The sequence below is a fragment of the Rhodanobacter sp. LX-99 genome (assembly GCF_018599185.1).
Classification (GTDB): Bacteria; Pseudomonadota; Gammaproteobacteria; order Xanthomonadales; family Rhodanobacteraceae; genus Rhodanobacter.
In genome coordinates, this window is sequence record NZ_JAHFVL010000002.1 from 614,863 (window position 1) to 631,121 (window position 16,259).

The window sequence follows — 16,259 nt, forward strand, 5'->3', positions numbered from 1 at the left end:
ACGGTTGGCGGGAAAACGGCGCAGGCGTCCGCCCTTGCCGGGTGGCGCCTTCGTCGCGCGGGTCCGTGCGTGGTGGCAGCGGGTTCCATGCGATAATGCTGGGTTAGCGTCGCCCACGGCGATGCGCTGCCACGCATGGTGTGTGGCGGCAAGACCCAAGCCCGACAGGCCGCCTGCGCTCCATGGAATTGATCCGCAACTTCTCCATCATCGCCCATATCGATCACGGCAAGTCGACCCTTGCCGATCGCATCATCCATCTCTGTGGCGGCCTGGCCGACCGCGAGATGGAGGCGCAGGTGCTGGACAACAATCCGATCGAGCGCGAGCGCGGCATCACCATCAAGGCGCAGTCGGTATCGCTGCCGTACACCGCGCGCAACGGCAAGACCTATCAGCTCAATTTCATCGACACGCCCGGCCACGTCGATTTCTCCTATGAAGTCAGCCGCTCGCTGGCGGCCTGCGAAGGCGCGCTGCTGGTGGTGGATGCCGCCCAGGGTGTCGAGGCGCAGTCGGTGGCGAACTGCTACACCGCCGTGGAGATGGGGCTGGAAGTGGTGCCGGTGCTGAACAAGATCGACCTGCCCACCGCCGACGTCGAGAAGGTGAAGGGCGAGATCGAGGCGGTGATCGGCATCGACGCCACCGACGCGGTGGCGATCAGCGCCAAGACCGGCCTCAACGTGGTCGAGGTGCTGGAGGCGATCGTCGCGCGCATCCCGCCGCCGAAGCCGCGCGACACCGACCGGCTGCAGGCGCTGATCATCGACTCGTGGTTCGACAACTATCTCGGCGTGGTCTCGCTGGTGCGCGTGATGCAGGGCGAGATCAAGCCCGGCGACAAGCTGCTGGTGATGTCCACCGGGCGTACCCACGAGGTGGACGACGTCGGCGTGTTCACGCCCAAGCGCAAGAAGACGGCCAGGCTGGGCGCCGGCGAAGTGGGCTGGATCAACGCCTCGATCAAGGACGTGCACGGCGCACCGGTGGGCGACACGCTGACCCACGCCGGCAAGCCCGCCGACAAGGCGCTGCCCGGCTTCCAGACCATGCAGCCGCGCGTGTTCGCGGGCCTGTTCCCGGTGTCGTCCGACGACTTCCCGGCGATGCGCGAGGCGCTGGACAAGCTGCGCCTCAACGATGCCGCGCTGTTCTTCGAGCCGGAGTCGTCCGAGGCGATGGGTTTCGGCTTCCGCTGCGGCTTCCTCGGCATGCTGCACATGGAAATCGTGCAGGAGCGGCTGGAGCGCGAATACGACCTGAACCTGATCACCACCGCGCCCACCGTGGTGTACGAGGTGCTCAAGACCGACGGCTCGATCCTGATGCTGGACAACCCGGCCAAGCTGCCGACCAACTCCAGCCTGGTGCAGGAAATCCGCGAGCCGATCATCGTCGCCAACATCCTCACGCCGCCGGACTACATCGGCAACGTGATCACTTTGTGCGAGGAAAAGCGTGGCGTGCAGCGCTCGATCCAGTACCTGGCGACCCAGGTGCAGATCAGCTACGAAATGCCGCTGGCCGAGGTGGTGATGGACTTCTTCGACCGGCTGAAATCGGTCTCGCGCGGCTACGCCTCGATGGACTATCACTTCGACCGCTTCGAGGCCGGCCCGTTCGTGCGTACCGACGTGCTGATCAACGGCGAGCGGGTCGACGCGCTGAGCCTGATCGTGCACCGCAGCCACGCCGACCGCCGCGGCCGCGAACTGGTCGAGCGCATGAAGGACCTGATCCCGCGCCAGCAGTTCGACGTGGCGATCCAGGCGGCGATCGGCGCGCAGATCATCGCGCGCTCCACCGTCAAGGCGCTGCGCAAGAACGTGCTGGCCAAGTGCTACGGCGGCGACGTCAGCCGCAAGAAGAAGTTGCTGGAGAAGCAGAAGGAAGGCAAGAAGCGCATGAAGCAGGTGGGTCGCGTGGAAATCCCGCAGGAAGCGTTCCTGGCTGTGCTGAAGGTGGACAAATAACAAGTGCGATCAGCGATGATCCATCGGGCAACCTGGAGTTAAGGCATGGAATTCGATTTTTCGGCGATTCTGCTAAGCCTCACCGTGCTGTTCGGCGTGGTGTGGGGCCTGGATCGGCTGTTCCTGTACAAGAAGCGCAAGGCGCGCCTGGATGCCGCCGGCGAGGAATACCGCGACCCGATGCCGGTGGACTGGTCGCGCTCGCTGTTTCCGGTGGTGCTGGTGGTGCTGCTGCTGCGCTCGTTCGTGGCCGAGCCCTTTCGCATCCCGTCCGGCTCGATGATGCCGACCCTGGACGTGGGCGATTTCATCCTGGTCAACAAGTTCGCCTACGGCCTGCGCATGCCGGCGTTCAACAACAAGCTGGTCGACCTCGGCGAACCGCAGCGCGGCGACGTGGTGGTGTTCCGCTTCCCCGGCTACCTGTGCCAGGACGGCGGCAAGCTGGTGCGCAGCGGCGACATGAGCTGCAACGATCCGCAGGCGCCGGTGCCGTCGCAGAACTGGATCAAGCGGGTGATCGGCCTGCCGGGCGACAGCATCGAGGTGCACGGCGCCGAGCTGTGGGTCAACGGCCAGCGCGTGACCTCGGACGAGGTCGGCCCGTACGTGGGCAATCCGCAGCGCAGCGTGGACCAGATCATGCTGAACATGGGCGCCACGGTCTGGACCGAGCACCTGGGCAAGGTCAACCACATGATCGCGCGGATGCCGGCCTACACCACGCCGAATTCGATTCCGAACGATCGGGTGCCTTCGAAGGTGCCGCCGGGCTGCTACCTGGTGATGGGCGACAACCGCTACGACAGCCTGGACAGCCGCTGGTGGGGCTGCATGCCGGAACAGAACCTGGCCGGCAAGGCCTTCCTGATCTGGATGAGCTGGAAGGGTTGGGGCACCGGCGGCGTGGATTTCTCGCGGATAGGCACGGTGATCCACTGAACCCGTCGGCCGCGGCCGCCCGGTTGGCGAAAGCGTGACGGGGTCGAACCGTCGCGCCCACGCGGCTGCCGACAGTGCGAGAATGCGCAGGCATAATCGGCACGCCGGCGCGGACGGCGGGACCGCCGCGCACGGATCACCATCCACAGAAAGGCACGCCGAACAGGCGGCATAGCGAGGGGACTATGAAATCGAAGCAGTCGGGCGTCACCCTGATCGGGTTCCTGGTCATCATGGCCATCGTGGCCTTCCTGGCCTACATGGGCATGAAGCTGCTGCCGTCGTATTCGGAATACATGGGCGTGGTGAAGGCGATGAACCAGGTCGCCACCGAAGGCACCAACGGCAAGTCGCTGGACGAGATCCGCCGTGGCCTGATGTTCAAGATGGGCTTCCAGTACGTCGACGACGCCACCATCAAGCCGGCAAACATCACCATCGTGCGCAACAGCGGCGGCGCCAACCAGCTGCGCGTGGCCTACGACAAGCAGATCCCGTTCATGTACAACATCGACTTCCTGCTGCACTTCGACAAGAGCGTGCCGCTGCAGGGCAACGTGGGCGAGTAACTTTTGGAACTGAACTACCGTTTTCGCGACCCCGCGCTGGCCCAGCTGGCGCTGACCCACCGCAGCATCGGCAAGCCGAACAACGAGCGACTGGAGTTTCTCGGCGATGCGCTGCTCGGCGCGATCGTCGCCGAGATGCTGTACGAGGTCCATCCCAAGGCCAGCGAAGGCGAACTGTCGCGGCTGCGGGCGCAACTGGTGAATGGCCAGGCGCTGGCCGTGGTGGCGCGCGAGCTGGACCTGGGCGACGGGCTGAAGCTCGGCCCCGGCGAGTTGAAGAGCGGCGGCTTCCGGCGTGATTCGATCCTGGCCGACGCGTTCGAGGCGATGGTCGCCGCGGTGTACCTGGATGGCGGTTTCGACGCCTGCCGCGAGACCGTGCGCGGGCTGTTCGCCGAGCGCATCGCCGCCTTGCGCCGCTCCTCCAAGGACGCCAAGACGCGGTTGCAGGAATGGCTGCAGGCCAAGGGCCTGCCGCTGCCGCAGTACGAGCTGGTCGCCAGCCACGGCGAGGACCATGCCAAGACCTTCGACGTCAGCTGCACGGTCAGCGAGCCGATGGCGTTCACCGTCGAAGCCCATGCCGGCAACCGCCGCGCCGCCGAACAGGACGCCGCCGAAATCGTGCTGAACCGACTGCTGGAACAGCAGGACGCCTGACCCGCCGCCGCACCGCCCGCGTGCCGTTGCCGGCGAAGCACTACACTTGCCACCCGACCCGAGCAACCTGTGCCATGAACCACGAACTGGACCCCGCCGGCGGCATCCTGCCGCATGAGAATTTCCGTTGCGGCACGGTCGCGCTGGCCGGACGCCCGAACGTGGGCAAGTCGACCCTGCTCAATGCGCTGATCGGCTTTCGCCTGTCGATCATCAGCCCGCGGCCGCAGACCACCCGCCACCGCATCCTCGGCATCAACACCAGCGAGGCCGGGCAGATCATGTACGTCGACACGCCGGGCCTGCATCGCGGCGCCAAGCGCGCGATGAACCGCAGCCTGAACCGTGCCGCGCGTTCGGCGATCAGCGACGTCGACCTGGTGGTGCAGGTGATCGAGGCCGGCCGCTTCACCGACGAGGACGAAGCGCTGTACGCCGCCCTGGTCGAACAGTCGTCGCCGCGCCTGCTGGTGATCAACAAGGTCGACCTCAACAAGGACAAGACGGTGATGCTGCCGTTCGTGGCCGAGCTGGTGGCGAAACACAGCTACGACGAGATCCACTACGTCAGCGCGCTCAAGGGGCAGGGCCTGAAGGAACTGGAGCAGGCGATCCTCAAGCGCCTGCCGGTGCGGCCGCCGGTGTTCGGCGAGGACGAGGTCACCGACCGCAGCGAACGTTTCCTCGCCGCCGAGATGGTGCGCGAGCAGCTGATGCTGCGGCTCGACCAGGAACTGCCGTACGCGACCACGGTGGAGATCGAACAGTTCAACGACCGTCCCGACGGCATCGCCGAGATCCACGCGATCATCTGGGTCGAGCGCGCCGGCCAGAAGGCCATCGTGATCGGCAACGGCGGCGCCCAGCTCAAGGCGATCGGCACGAGCGCGCGGCGCCACATGGAGCGCATGTTCGAGCGCAAGGTGTTCCTGAAGCTGTGGGTGAAGGTGCGCGAAGGCTGGGTCGACGACGAGAACATGCTGAAGAAATTCGGCTATACCGATTGAGGTCGGGATTCGGGATTGGGGATTGGGGATTCGCAAGAGCCCGGACTTCCAGCTTTTTCGAATCCCGAATCCCGGCCCCCAAGCCATGCGCATCGAACAGCAACCCGCCTACGTCCTGCACGCGCGTGCGTATCGCGAGACGTCGCTGCTGCTCGAATGCCTGACTCGCGAACACGGTCGGCTCGGGGTGGTGGCGCGCGGCGTGCGCGGCGAGCGGGCACGCTTGCGCCGGGCGCAGTTGGAGCCGTTCCAGCCATTGACGATGGACCTGCTGCTGCGCGGCGAGATGGCCACGCTGACCGCGGTCGAAGCGGCAGGCACGTCGACGCGCCTGCCCGGCGACGCCGGCCTGGCCGGGTTGTATCTCAACGAGCTGGTGGTGCGCCTGACCGGCCGGCAGGATCCCTACCCGCGGCTGTTCGATGCCTACGCACGGACCCTGGCGCGGCTGGCCGCCGGCGAATCGCTGGCGTGGAGCCTGCGCCGCTTCGAACGCGACCTGCTGGAAGCGATCGGCTACGGCCTGCAGCTGCAACACGAGGCGGATTCCGGCGAGCCGCTGGAAGCGGAGGCGTCCTACCGCTATCTGGTCGAGCAGGGCGCCGTGCGTTGCGCGGCCAACAGTCCGCATGCGCTGCGCGGCAGCGACCTGCTGGCGCTGGGACAGGACCGGATGCCCGACAACAGCGGCCTGAAATCGCTGCGCGACATGATGCGCGAGGTGATCCGCTTCCACCTGGGCGGCAGCGAGCTGCGCGCCTGGCGGGTGCTGGCGATGGCGGTGTCGGGTCGCCCGAAAACAGCCGATTAGCTGTCCAGCGCCTGCAACGTCGCCAGCAGGGCCTTGCGGAAGCGTGCCAACGCCACCGGCGTGGCGCCGCGCAGCAGCAGTTGCCGCTGCAGCAGCACGGTCTGCGCCGACAGCGCGGCGGCGCCGCAGAAGCCGCAGGACGAACGCAGCCGGTGCAGGCGCTCGCTGAAGCCGGCGCGGTCGCGGCTCAACGCGTCCAGTTCCTGGTGCAGCAGGGCCAGTTCCTCGCGCAGCAGCAGCCGCAACGCGCGCATGGTAGTGGCGTCGCCGGTGGTGGTCAGCGCGGCGCGGTCATCCAGCATGTAGGCGTCGGGGCGATCCGGTTGCACCAGCGCCAGCACGCGCTGCAGCTCGGCCAGCCCGCAGGGCTTCAACAGGATCTCGCTGAAACCGGCGTCGAGCAGCGACTGCCGATCGTCCGGTTCCAGCTCGGCCGTGGTGGCTACCGCGATGCTTTCCGCCGAATGCGCCTGCGCGTCCTCGCGCAGCGCGGCCAGGATCTGCAGCGCGCCGGCGCCGGGCATGCGGCAATCCAGCAGCAGCAGGTCGAAGGGCTCGCTGCGCGCCCGCTGCAGGGCCGTCATGCCGTCCATGCAGGCCTCCGCCCGCGCGCCCATCGAGGCCAGTCCGTCGCACAGGAAGCGGCAACTGCCGGGGTCGTCGTCGGCCACCAGGACCCGGGCAGGCGCGGCCTGGGCCGGGTCGGAATCCGCGTTGGCGAGAAGGCTGTTCATGACGAAATCCATATCGTTCATCTTGATTTGGCAGAATGGCCCGACATGCGCCCGACTTCAAGCCACTTCCTGCTGTGTTGCTGCCTGCTGCTGGGAATCGGCTGGGCGCTGCCTGCACGGGCGGAAGTATTGCTCACGGCGAAGTCGGTCAGCGTTCCCGGCGCCCACCTGCAGGCGGTGACCCTGCGCCTCGGCGAGGACGCCGCCGGCGGACTGCGGCTGCAACTGAGCGCGGAACAGGCCGACGTTCCGGCGATGGGCTGGCGGCGGCTGGGCCTGACCCTCGACGGCAACCTGCAGCGGGACGCCCGCCTGCGCTGGATCCTCGACGGCGACGTGCGCCTGGCCGGCGCGCCGGGCGGCGCCCTCAGCGATGCCCATGTGAACATCCTGCTCAGCGAAGCCGCCAACACCCTGCAGGTCGACATCCTGCAAGGCAAGGCACGCGCCAGGACCGCGCTGCCGCTGGACCAGCCCACCCACGCGCAGATCGTCCTGGACAATCTCCCCGCCGGCTGGCTGCAGGGCCTGCTCGGCACGGTATGGTCGGGGCGTCCCACCAGCGGCCGGCTGGATGCCGAGCTGGCGCTGGACCTGCGCGATCCCGGCCTGCAGTCGTCCGGGCAGTTCACCCTCACCGGTCTCGGCTTCGATACCCCGAGCGGCACCCTGGCGGGGCAGGGGCTGGGCGGCAACGGGCGTTTCAGTCTCGATACCACCACCGGCCCGGCGCGGATCGACCTGGACGCCAGCCTGCGTGGCGGCGAACTGCTGCTGGGGCCGATCTACGCCAAACTGCCGGACCATCCGGTCCAACTGGGCCTGCATGCGAATGCGCAGAACGGCGCGTTCGAATTGAGCCACCTGCGGCTGAACGATGCCGATGCGCTGCAGCTCGACGGCGCCATGGCCTTCGACGCGAAGGGTACGCTGAAGACCTTGCGGCTGGACCGCCTGCATGCGAATTTCCCGGCGGCCTACCAGCGCTACGGCGAAGCCTGGCTGAGCACGCTGGGCCTGCACGGCATGCGCATCGCCGGCGAACTGAGCGGCAGCCTGGACCTGCGCGCGGACGGTCCACGCAGTTTCGCCTTCGATACCGACGGGCTGGACCTGGCCGATGCGGATGGCCGGCTGGCGATCGACGGCCTGCAGGGCGGGCTGGACTGGGCGATCGACGGCGAGCGGCCGGCCACGACCCTGGGCTGGCGCAAGCTGCAGTTCTACCGGATAGCGAACGGCGCCGCGCAGTCGCAGTGGCGCAGCCGCGCCGGCATGCTCAGCCTGCAGCAGCCGCTGCAGGTGCCGGTCCTGCAGGGCCAGTTGCGCATTGGCCAGTTGGACTGGCGTCCGGCGGCGGCCAAGGGGCAACGGTTGGCCGCCTCGCTCGCGCTGACCGGCGTCGACATGGCCGCGTTCAGCCAGGCGATGGGCTGGCCGGCGTTCCCGGGCACGCTCGGCGGGGCGATCCCGTCGCTGCGCTGGGTCGACGACCGTTTCGAGCTGGACGGCGGCTTGTCGGCGAGCGTGTTCGGCGGCTTCGTCGACATCACCCGGCTCTCGCTGCAGCAGCCGTTCGGCGCCACGCCGGTGCTCACCGGCGACATCGACCTGAAGCAGCTGGACCTGGCCGCGATCACCAGCGTGTTCGACTTCGGCGGCATCACCGGCCCGCTGGACGGTTCGATCGAGGACCTGCGCCTGGTCAACTGGAGCCCGGTCGCGTTCAAGGCCAGCCTGCTCGCGGGCAGCGGCGGGCGGATCAGCCAGCGCGCGGTAAACAACCTCACCACGGTCGGTGGCGGCGGCATCGCCGCCGGCCTGCAGGGCGCCATGCTGAAATTGTTCAAGACCTTCGGCTACAAGCGCATCGGCCTCAATTGCACGCTGCAGGGCACACTTTGCCGGATGAGCGGCCTGGAGAGCAGCGACGGCGGCTACACTATCGTCGAAGGCAGTGGCTTGCCGCGGTTGCAGGTGATCGGCCACCAGACCCAGGTGGATTGGCCGACCCTGGTACGCCGCCTGCAGGACGCGATCCACGGAGAGACGCCGCAAATCCGCTGAGCGGAGCGCGGGTTGCCGGCTCTTCCATCCCTTTCCACTACAGGAGTTCGTCATGCGCAAGCTCGTCTACGTCATCCTGACTTCGCTGGCCGTGGCGCTGGTCGGCTGCGTCACCATCAACGTGTACTTCCCCGAGGCGGCTGCGCAGAAGGCCGCCGACCAGTTCATCGGCAACGTGCTGAACGAGGCGGCGCCCGCCACGACGGCACCGAAGGCGCAGAAGCCGGCGGCAAAGGACGACGGCCAGCCGTCGGCGATGCTGCTCGACCTGCTGGTGCCGGCCGCTTACGCCGCCGACACGCCGGACATCCGCATCCAGACCGCCGCCACCGAGGCGATCCGCGGCCGCATGCAGGCCCGCTTCCAGGGCGCGCTGGGCGACCTGCTCGACAGCGGCGCGGTGGGCTTCACCCGCGACGGCATGGTGGCCATGCGCGACGCCGCCAAGGTGCCGCTGAGCCAGCGCGCGCAGGCGAATGCCACGGTGGCCGACGAGAACCGCGACCGCACCGCGCTGTATCGCGAAATCGCCAACGCCAACAACCATCCGGAATGGGAAGCGCAGATCCGCGCCACCTTCGCCAAGACCTGGATCGAGAAGGCGCACGCGGGCTGGTACTACCAGAATGCGTCGGGCGCCTGGCAGAAGAAGTAGGCCGCAGGCGCCATCCGGGCCGATCTGGGATAATCGGGGGCCAGCCAGCATGGCCCCATCCCTTTAGGCACCATGTCCCGATCCAACTCCGTTCCGTCGACGCCTTTCGAAGCCCACATCACCGACCTCGGCCATGATGGCCGCGGCGTGGCCCGGGTCGACGGCAAGGCCGTGTTCGTCAGCGGCGCGCTGCTGGGCGAACACGTGCTGGCCCGCCTGCGCAAGCGCCATCGCCACTTCGACGAAGCCGAAGTCGTCGAACTGATCACCCGCTCGCCGCACCGGGTGGAGCCGCGCTGCCGGCATTTCTCGCAGTGCAGCGGCTGCTCGCTGCAGCACCTGGACGCCGCCTCGCAGATCGCCGCCAAGCAGCGCGTGCTGGCGGAGAATTTCGAGCGCATCGGCAAGGTCGCGCCACAGGCATGGCTGCCGCCGCTCACCGCCGAGCCGTGGGGCTACCGGCGCAAGGGCCGGCTGTCGGTGCGCAACGTGGCGAAGAAGGGTCGCGTGCTGGTGGGTTTCCGCGAGGAACAGAACCCGCGCTTCGTCACCGAGATCCAGCAATGCGAGGTGATGCATCCGGCGCTCGGCCCCAAGGTCGGCCTGCTCGCCGACCTGCTCAGCGGAATGGATGCGGTCAACGACATCCCGCAGATCGAGTTCGCCGCCGGCGACGACCTGATGGCGCTGGTGTTCCGCCACATGCAGCCATTGAGCGAACGCGACCTCGCCGCGCTGACCGCATTCGGCCAGCAGCATGCTCTCGCGATCTACCTGCAGCCGGGCGGCACCAGCAGCGTGCATCCGCTGTGGCCGGAGAACCCGCGGCTGGCGTTCCGCATCGGCGGTGGCGACGCACGCTTCGCGGACGTCGAGCTGGAGTTCCAGCCGCTCGACTTCGTGCAGGTCAACGCCGGCATGAACCAGCTGATGATGGCGCGCGCCCTGGAACTGCTCGACCCGCAGCCGGGCGACCGCGTGCTGGACCTGTTCTGCGGCCTCGGCAACTTCACCCTGCCGATCGCCCGCCGCGTGGCCGAAGTCGTGGGCGTGGAAGGCGAGCACGGCCTGGTCGAGCGCGCCGCGCAGAACGCCGCGCGCAACGGCATCGCGAACGCGCGCTTCCATGTCGCGAACCTGTTCGAAGACCAGCGCACCGCCGACTGGGCGCGGGCGCCATGGGACAAGCTGCTGCTCGATCCGCCGCGCGCCGGCGCGGACCAGGTGCTCGCCTACCTGCCGCACAAGCAGACCCGCCGCATCGTCTACGTCTCCTGCCATCCCGCCTCGCTGGCGCGCGACGCCGGCATCCTGGTCAACCAGCACGGCTTCAAGCTGGCCTCGGCCGGGGTGATGGACATGTTCCCGCATACCGCGCACGTCGAATCGATAGCCTTGTTTGAGCGCCATCCATGAGCGCGAGAATCAAGAAGTGGCCATCCATGGCCGCACTCTTCAATGAAACCCCGTTTCATTTGGGCTTTGTCGCAGGCTGAGAGCAGCTATCCGTGGCTATCGAGATCGAACGCAAATTCCTGTTGGCCAACCATGGCTGGCGCGCCGGCATCGAGCGCAGCGAGCCGATCGCGCAGGGCTATCTGGTCAGCGCGCAGGCGCTGCGCGACGGCACGGCGCGCGCTTCCGTTCGTGCCCGGCTCGCCGGCGCGCAGGCGTGGCTCAACATCAAGGCGGCTCGCCTCGGCATCGAGCGGGCCGAGTTCGAGTACCCGATCCCGGTCGACGACGCCAGGGACCTGCTGGCCACGTTGTGCGACGGCGTGCTGGAGAAGACGCGCCATCACGTGCGGGTCGACGGCGTGCTGTTCGAGGTCGACGAATTCGGGGGCGACAACCACGGGCTGGTCGTCGCCGAGGTCGAGCTGCCGGCGGTCGACGCGCCGTTTCCGCGGCCGTCGTGGCTGGGTCGCGAGGTGAGCGCGCTGACGCGCTACTACAACGTGAACCTGATCGCGCATCCGTACCGGCAATGGTCGCCGGCGGAGCGTGCTGCCGAGGATGCCGCATGTTGATGATCGGCGTGGCCGCGCTGGAACTGGCCGAACACGAGAAGCGCCGGCTCACCGCGCCGGGCGTGGCCGGGGTGCTGCTGTTCGCGCGCAACTACGCCTCGCGCGAGCAGCTGATCGCGCTGTGCGAGGCGATCCGCGACGTCGGCGGCGACGACCTGCTGATCGCGGTCGACCAGGAAGGCGGCCCGGTGCAGCGCTTCCGCGACGGCTTCACCCGCCTGCCGCCGCTGGCGGCGATCGGCACGGTGTACCGGCGCGACCCCGACGAGGCGATCCGCCTGGCCGAGGAGCACGCCTGGGTGATGGCCAGCGAGCTGCGCGCCAGCGGCGTCGATTTCAGTTTCGCGCCGGTGGTGGACCTGGCCCGCGGCAATGCGGCGATCGGCCTGCGCGCGTTCCACGCCGATCCGGCGGTGGCCGCCGAACTGGGCCAGGCCTACGTGCGCGGCATGCACCTGGGCGGCATGGCGGCGGTGCTCAAGCATTTCCCGGGGCACGGCTCGGTCGCCACCGACACGCACAAGGCGCGGGCGATCGACCCGCGCGGCCTCGATGAGATCCGCCGCGACGACCTGCTGCCGTTCGCCGAGTGCATCGAGGCGCGGGTCGAAGCGGTGATGATGGCGCACGTCACCTATCCGGCGGTGGACAGCCAGCCGGCGGGCTACTCGAAGGTGTGGATCGAACAGATCCTGCGCGGCGAGCTGGGTTTCGCCGGCGCGGTGATCAGCGACGACATCAGCATGGCCGCCGCCGGCGCGGCCGGCAGCGTGGGCGAGCGCGTGCGCGCGCACCTGGACGCCGGCTGCGACCTGGTGCTGGCCTGCTTCCCCGAAGTGGTGGACGAGGCGATCGCCGCGATGCCGCACGACGCCTCGCCGATGCCGCCGCAGCTGGCCGCCATGCGCGGCTCGCTGGGTTCCAGCTGGGACAGCCTCACCGACAATCCGCAGCGCGAGCGTTTCGTCGCGCGCATCACGGCACTGAACGCCGACCAAGGAACCGCATGAATACTCCAACCCCACCCCTGGCCGACGCGCTCGCGCAGGCCGAGCTGTTGTACGAACGCAGCACGCTGGAAAGCGTGATCGCCGACATGGGCCGGCAGATCGACGCCGCGCTGGACGGCGAGCGTGCGGTGTTCCTTCCCGTGATGAACGGCGCGCTGATCTTCGCCGGGCAACTGGCGCTGGCGATCCGCACCGACCTGGAATTCGACTACGTGCACGCCACCCGCTACCGCGGCGCCACCTCCGGCAGCGACCTGCACTGGTTGCGCGAACCGGCGGTGTCGCTGGTCGATCGCGTGGTGCTGCTGGTCGACGACATCCTCGACGAGGGCCACACGCTGAAGGCGGTGCGCGAGGACTGCTACCGGCGCGGCGCCAAGCGCGTGCTGATCGCCAGCCTGTGCACCAAGCGGCACGACCGCCTGGTGGACGGCATCGCCTCCGATTTCAACGGCGTCGAACTGCCGGACCGCTACGTGTTCGGCTACGGCCTGGACTATTACGAACAGGGCCGCAATTTGCCGGCGATCTATGCGTTGAGAGCCGGGAGTGGGGATTAGGGAGTCGATTGGCTCCTCCCCCTGCTTGCAGGGGGAGGCAGGGAGGGGGTAAAGCTCTTGACCAGCTTTTGACCTCCTGACAAAGAGCCACCCCTCCCCAGCCCTCCCCTGCGATGCAGGGGAGGGAGCAAAGCCGACGACTCATTCCGTTAGCTTCAGCCTGCCAATGGATCACCACGATGCCTCATCCTGACCCCGCCACCATCGACCTCGCCGTCATCGGCGGCAGCGGCCTGTACAAGTTTCCGGGGCTGGAAAACGCCACGCGGCAGGCGGTGGATACGCCGTATGGCCCGGCATCCGGCGACGTGGTGACCGGCGACTTCGCCGGCAAGCGCGTGGCCTTCCTGGCCCGTCACGGCGAGAGCCACACGCTGCCGCCGCACCGGGTCAACTACCGCGCCAACCTGTGGGCGCTGCACAGCCTCGGCGCGCGCCGGGTAGTCGGGGTCAACGCGGTGGGCGGCATCCGCGGCGACATGGGGCCGCGGGTGATCGTGGTGCCCGACCAGCTGATCGACTACACCCACGGCCGCTACACCAGCTACTGCGATGCCGAGGGTGCCGAGGTGAAGCACATCGACTTCAGCGAGCCGTACACCGAATCGCTGCGCCTGCGACTGCTGGCGGCGGCGCGCGCGGTGAACGTCGAGGTGATCGGCGGCGGCTGCTACGGCGCCACGCAGGGGCCGCGGCTGGAAACCCGCGCCGAGATCGCCCGGATGAAGCGCGACGGCTGCGACCTGGTCGGCATGACCGGCATGCCCGAGGCGGTGCTGGCGCGCGAGCTGGAGCTGGAATACGCCTGCCTGGCGCTGGTGGCGAACTTCGCCGCCGGCTGCGGCGACGAGGCGGAGATCAGCATCGAGGAAATCTTCGCGCACCTGGCGGCGGCTACCGCCGAAGTGCCGCGCATCCTCGCCGCACTGCTGGAAAGCTGACCGCCGCGGCGAATTCCTGGACTGGCCGGATATTTTCGTATTGCACTCGGCCTTCACATATTGATACTTTTCCCCGGCCAGGGCGGCGAACCGAAGGGGAGAACAATGGTTCAGCGCAGTTCCTGGCGCACCCATTCCATGGATCCAGAGGTTCACGCGATGCGTTTCGGTACGGTCAAATGGTTCAACGATGCCAAGGGTTTCGGTTTCATCGCGCCTGAGGACGGCGGGGAGGACGTGTTCGTCCATTTTTCGGCGATCAATTCCAAGGGCTTCCGCAGCCTGCAGGAAGGTCAGCGCGTACAGTTCGAAGTGACCCAGGGCCCGAAGGGCGCCCAGGCATCGGCAGTCGAAGTGGCCGCCTGATCAGCCAGGCACACGTTGCACAGCAAGAACGAAACCCCGCATCCTGTGCGGGGTTTTTATTTTCGTGAGCGGGAGAACGTGATGACTGACCGCAGGCAGTTCCTCAAGGCATCCGTGCTGGGGGCATCGGCCTCGATGCTGGCCTGGGGCGGCAAGCTGGTTGCCGGACCGGCACTGAAGACGCCGGCGACGGCGACCGTGCGGGTGGTTTCGACCTGGGACTTCGGCGTGGCGGCGAACCAGGCGGCATGGACCATCCTCGGCAAGGGCGGCCATGCGCTGGACGCGGTCGAGTTCGGCGTGCAGGTGCCGGAGTCGGACCTGAAGAACCACAGCGTCGGCAAGGGCGGCTACCCGGACCGCGACGGCCACGTCACCCTCGACGCCAGCATCATGGACGCCGACGGCAGTTGCGGCGCGGTGGCCGCGCTCGAGCACATCGAGCATCCGATCTCGGTGGCGCGGCGGGTGATGGAGCGCACGCCGCACGTGCTGCTGGTCGGCGAAGGCGCGCTGCAGTTCGCGCTGGAGCAGGGCTTCAAGAAGCAGGACCTGCTCACGCCGGAAGCCGAGCAGGCCTGGCACGAATGGCTGAAGACGGCGAAGTACCAGCCCTCGATCAACAGCGAGGTGCACGACTACGGCAAGGGCGGCAAGACGGGCATGCCCGGCGGCAAGGACAACCATGACACCATCGGCATGCTGGCGCTGGACGCGCACGGAAGGCTGGCCGGTGCCTGCACCACCAGCGGCATGGCGTGGAAGATGCGCGGCCGCGTCGGCGACAGCCCGATCATCGGCGCCGGTCTGTACGTGGACGGCGAGGTCGGCGGCGCCACCTCCACCGGCGTGGGCGAGGAAGTGATCCGCAACGCGGGGAGCTTCCTGGTGGTTGAACTGATGCGCCAGGGCCGCTCGCCGCACGAAGCCTGCAAGGAAGCGGTGATGCGCATCGTCAAGAAGCGCCGCGAAGCCTCCAAGACCCTGCAGGTCGGCTTCCTCGCCATGAACCGTGCCGGCGAGGTCGGCGCCTACGCCATCCAGCACGGCTTCTCCTATGCCGTGTGCGATGCGAAAAAGCAGGACGCCCTGATCCCCTCGCAAAGCGTCTACACGACGAGCTACTCATGATCCCGCTTGCCCATGATGCTTGAGATCGCCGCCAACTCGATCGCCTCCGCGCTGGCCGCGCAAGAGGGCGGAGCAGGGCGGGTCGAACTCTGCACGGCGCTGGAACTGGGCGGCCTCACGCCGTCGCACGCGCAGATCGCGCTGGCCCGCGAACGCCTGCGCATCCCGCTGTACGTGTTGATCCGCCCGCGCGCCGGCGACTTCCTCTACAGCGAGCTGGAATGCGAGGCCATGCAGCGCGACATCGAAACCTGCGTGGCGCTGGGCTGCGACGGCGTGGTGCTCGGCATGCTCGACGCCGAGGGCAACGTGGACATCGCGCGCTGCCGCACGCTGATCGCCGCCGCCGGAAAACTTGGCGTCACCTTCCACCGCGCCTTCGACCTCACGCGTGATCCGTTGTCGTCACTCGGTGACTTGATCCAACTCGGGTGCGAACGCGTGCTGACGTCGGGAGCGCAAGCCAGTGCATGGGAAGGCGCGGAGCTGATTCGCCGGCTGGTCGAGCTGGCGGCCGGGCGCATCGTCGTGATGCCCGGCGCGGGAGTGGGCGTCGGGAACATCGGCAAGTTGCACGAGATCACCGGCGCCAGCGAGTTCCACGCGTCGGCAAAACGGCAGCATCCGTCCGGCATGCGGTGGCAGCCGGAGCTGCTGAAGGACATGCAGGGTGGGGAGCTGCGCAGCGATGTGGAGCAGGTACGAGGCATGGTCGCGGCGTTGAACGGCGCGGCTGCATCACGCTGACCGGCTGCGAGACGGATGGCAGGCTCAGGCCGCAACGAGGAAGCCGGACCATG

17 protein-coding genes are annotated in these 16,259 nt (G+C 68.1%); 16 read left to right on the plus strand and 1 reads right to left on the minus strand.

Annotated elements, in window-relative coordinates; genetic code table 11:
• The first annotated feature begins 182 nt into the window (after positions 1 to 182).
• The 6 genes from lepA (at position 183) to recO (ending at position 5,965) form a co-directional block, all read left to right on the plus strand.
• Entirely contained in the window at positions 183 to 1,976 is a 1,794-nt protein-coding gene (lepA, locus tag KK131_RS13705) for a translation elongation factor 4 (RefSeq protein WP_214557260.1), read from the plus strand.
• 45 nt (positions 1,977 to 2,021) lie between these two features.
• Positions 2,022 to 2,918 (plus strand): signal peptidase I, encoded by an 897-nt coding sequence (lepB, locus tag KK131_RS13710; protein ID WP_214557261.1) that lies wholly within the window; start codon positions 2,022 to 2,024, stop codon positions 2,916 to 2,918.
• A 185-nt stretch (positions 2,919 to 3,103) separates the two neighbouring features.
• A complete protein-coding gene (locus tag KK131_RS13715) occupies positions 3,104 to 3,487 on the plus strand; it encodes a DUF4845 domain-containing protein (protein WP_214557262.1) in 384 nt (127 codons plus the stop codon).
• A 3-nt stretch (positions 3,488 to 3,490) separates the two neighbouring features.
• Positions 3,491 to 4,147, plus strand: coding sequence for a ribonuclease III (gene rnc / locus KK131_RS13720; protein ID WP_214557263.1), 657 nt, complete (start codon positions 3,491 to 3,493; stop codon positions 4,145 to 4,147).
• Between the two features lie 74 nt (positions 4,148 to 4,221).
• On the plus strand, positions 4,222 to 5,154 hold the full coding sequence (era, locus tag KK131_RS13725; RefSeq protein WP_214557264.1) for a GTPase Era: 933 nt from the start codon (positions 4,222 to 4,224) through the stop codon (positions 5,152 to 5,154).
• Between the two features lie 85 nt (positions 5,155 to 5,239).
• Complete coding sequence (gene recO, locus KK131_RS13730; RefSeq protein WP_214557265.1) at positions 5,240 to 5,965, plus strand: DNA repair protein RecO; 726 nt, start codon at positions 5,240 to 5,242, stop codon at positions 5,963 to 5,965.
• Here the strand turns inward: recO and KK131_RS13735 are convergent.
• Positions 5,962 to 6,699 (minus strand): response regulator, encoded by a 738-nt coding sequence (locus KK131_RS13735; RefSeq protein WP_345777253.1) that lies wholly within the window; start codon positions 6,697 to 6,699, stop codon positions 5,962 to 5,964. The two genes, recO and KK131_RS13735, sit on opposite strands and share 4 nt — an antisense overlap.
• A gap of 45 nt (positions 6,700 to 6,744) precedes the next feature.
• Here KK131_RS13735 and KK131_RS13740 point away from each other — a divergent pair, with 45 nt between their 5' ends.
• The 10 genes from KK131_RS13740 (at position 6,745) to KK131_RS13785 (ending at position 16,206) form a co-directional block, all read left to right on the plus strand.
• Positions 6,745 to 8,766, plus strand: coding sequence for a hypothetical protein (locus tag KK131_RS13740; protein ID WP_214557266.1), 2,022 nt, complete (start codon positions 6,745 to 6,747; stop codon positions 8,764 to 8,766).
• A gap of 52 nt (positions 8,767 to 8,818) precedes the next feature.
• Entirely contained in the window at positions 8,819 to 9,421 is a 603-nt protein-coding gene (locus KK131_RS13745) for a YdbL family protein (protein WP_214557267.1), read from the plus strand.
• A gap of 72 nt (positions 9,422 to 9,493) precedes the next feature.
• Complete coding sequence (gene rlmD, locus KK131_RS13750) at positions 9,494 to 10,837, plus strand: 23S rRNA (uracil(1939)-C(5))-methyltransferase RlmD (protein WP_214557268.1); 1,344 nt, start codon at positions 9,494 to 9,496, stop codon at positions 10,835 to 10,837.
• Between the two features lie 92 nt (positions 10,838 to 10,929).
• On the plus strand, positions 10,930 to 11,451 hold the full coding sequence (locus KK131_RS13755; RefSeq protein WP_214557269.1) for a CYTH domain-containing protein: 522 nt from the start codon (positions 10,930 to 10,932) through the stop codon (positions 11,449 to 11,451).
• Positions 11,445 to 12,461: a beta-N-acetylhexosaminidase gene (nagZ, locus tag KK131_RS13760; protein ID WP_214557270.1), complete on the plus strand. Its 1,017-nt coding sequence runs from the start codon at positions 11,445 to 11,447 to the stop codon at positions 12,459 to 12,461. Before KK131_RS13755 ends, nagZ begins: the two co-directional genes overlap by 7 nt.
• On the plus strand, positions 12,458 to 13,021 hold the full coding sequence (locus KK131_RS13765) for a hypoxanthine-guanine phosphoribosyltransferase (RefSeq protein ID WP_214557271.1): 564 nt from the start codon (positions 12,458 to 12,460) through the stop codon (positions 13,019 to 13,021). The genes nagZ and KK131_RS13765 overlap by 4 nt, the downstream gene beginning before the upstream one ends.
• 179 nt (positions 13,022 to 13,200) lie before the next feature.
• Positions 13,201 to 13,962: an S-methyl-5'-thioinosine phosphorylase gene (locus tag KK131_RS13770; RefSeq protein WP_214557272.1), complete on the plus strand. Its 762-nt coding sequence runs from the start codon at positions 13,201 to 13,203 to the stop codon at positions 13,960 to 13,962.
• A 159-nt stretch (positions 13,963 to 14,121) separates the two neighbouring features.
• The gene (locus tag KK131_RS13775) at positions 14,122 to 14,328 is read left to right on the plus strand and encodes a cold-shock protein (RefSeq protein ID WP_214557400.1); all 207 of its coding nucleotides are present in this window, start codon (positions 14,122 to 14,124) and stop codon (positions 14,326 to 14,328) included.
• 81 nt (positions 14,329 to 14,409) lie between these two features.
• Positions 14,410 to 15,459: a N(4)-(beta-N-acetylglucosaminyl)-L-asparaginase gene (locus KK131_RS13780; RefSeq protein ID WP_214557273.1), complete on the plus strand. Its 1,050-nt coding sequence runs from the start codon at positions 14,410 to 14,412 to the stop codon at positions 15,457 to 15,459.
• A gap of 12 nt (positions 15,460 to 15,471) precedes the next feature.
• A complete protein-coding gene (locus tag KK131_RS13785) occupies positions 15,472 to 16,206 on the plus strand; it encodes a copper homeostasis protein CutC (protein ID WP_214557401.1) in 735 nt (244 codons plus the stop codon).
• The last annotated feature ends 53 nt before the right edge of the window (positions 16,207 to 16,259 follow it).

Coding starts and splice junctions, on each gene's coding strand:
- lepA (WP_214557260.1), top strand. CDS start 183: ATGGAATTGATCCGCAACTTCTCCATCATCGCCCATATCGATCACGGC.
- lepB (WP_214557261.1), top strand. CDS start 2,022: ATGGAATTCGATTTTTCGGCGATTCTGCTAAGCCTCACCGTGCTGTTC.
- KK131_RS13715 (WP_214557262.1), top strand. CDS start 3,104: ATGAAATCGAAGCAGTCGGGCGTCACCCTGATCGGGTTCCTGGTCATC.
- era (WP_214557264.1), top strand. CDS start 4,222: ATGAACCACGAACTGGACCCCGCCGGCGGCATCCTGCCGCATGAGAAT.
- recO (WP_214557265.1), top strand. CDS start 5,240: ATGCGCATCGAACAGCAACCCGCCTACGTCCTGCACGCGCGTGCGTAT.
- KK131_RS13735 (WP_345777253.1), bottom strand. CDS start 6,699: ATGAACAGCCTTCTCGCCAACGCGGATTCCGACCCGGCCCAGGCCGCG.
- KK131_RS13740 (WP_214557266.1), top strand. CDS start 6,745: ATGCGCCCGACTTCAAGCCACTTCCTGCTGTGTTGCTGCCTGCTGCTG.
- KK131_RS13745 (WP_214557267.1), top strand. CDS start 8,819: ATGCGCAAGCTCGTCTACGTCATCCTGACTTCGCTGGCCGTGGCGCTG.
- rlmD (WP_214557268.1), top strand. CDS start 9,494: ATGTCCCGATCCAACTCCGTTCCGTCGACGCCTTTCGAAGCCCACATC.
- nagZ (WP_214557270.1), top strand. CDS start 11,445: ATGTTGATGATCGGCGTGGCCGCGCTGGAACTGGCCGAACACGAGAAG.
- KK131_RS13765 (WP_214557271.1), top strand. CDS start 12,458: ATGAATACTCCAACCCCACCCCTGGCCGACGCGCTCGCGCAGGCCGAG.
- KK131_RS13770 (WP_214557272.1), top strand. CDS start 13,201: ATGCCTCATCCTGACCCCGCCACCATCGACCTCGCCGTCATCGGCGGC.
- KK131_RS13775 (WP_214557400.1), top strand. CDS start 14,122: ATGCGTTTCGGTACGGTCAAATGGTTCAACGATGCCAAGGGTTTCGGT.
- KK131_RS13780 (WP_214557273.1), top strand. CDS start 14,410: ATGACTGACCGCAGGCAGTTCCTCAAGGCATCCGTGCTGGGGGCATCG.
- KK131_RS13785 (WP_214557401.1), top strand. CDS start 15,472: ATGATGCTTGAGATCGCCGCCAACTCGATCGCCTCCGCGCTGGCCGCG.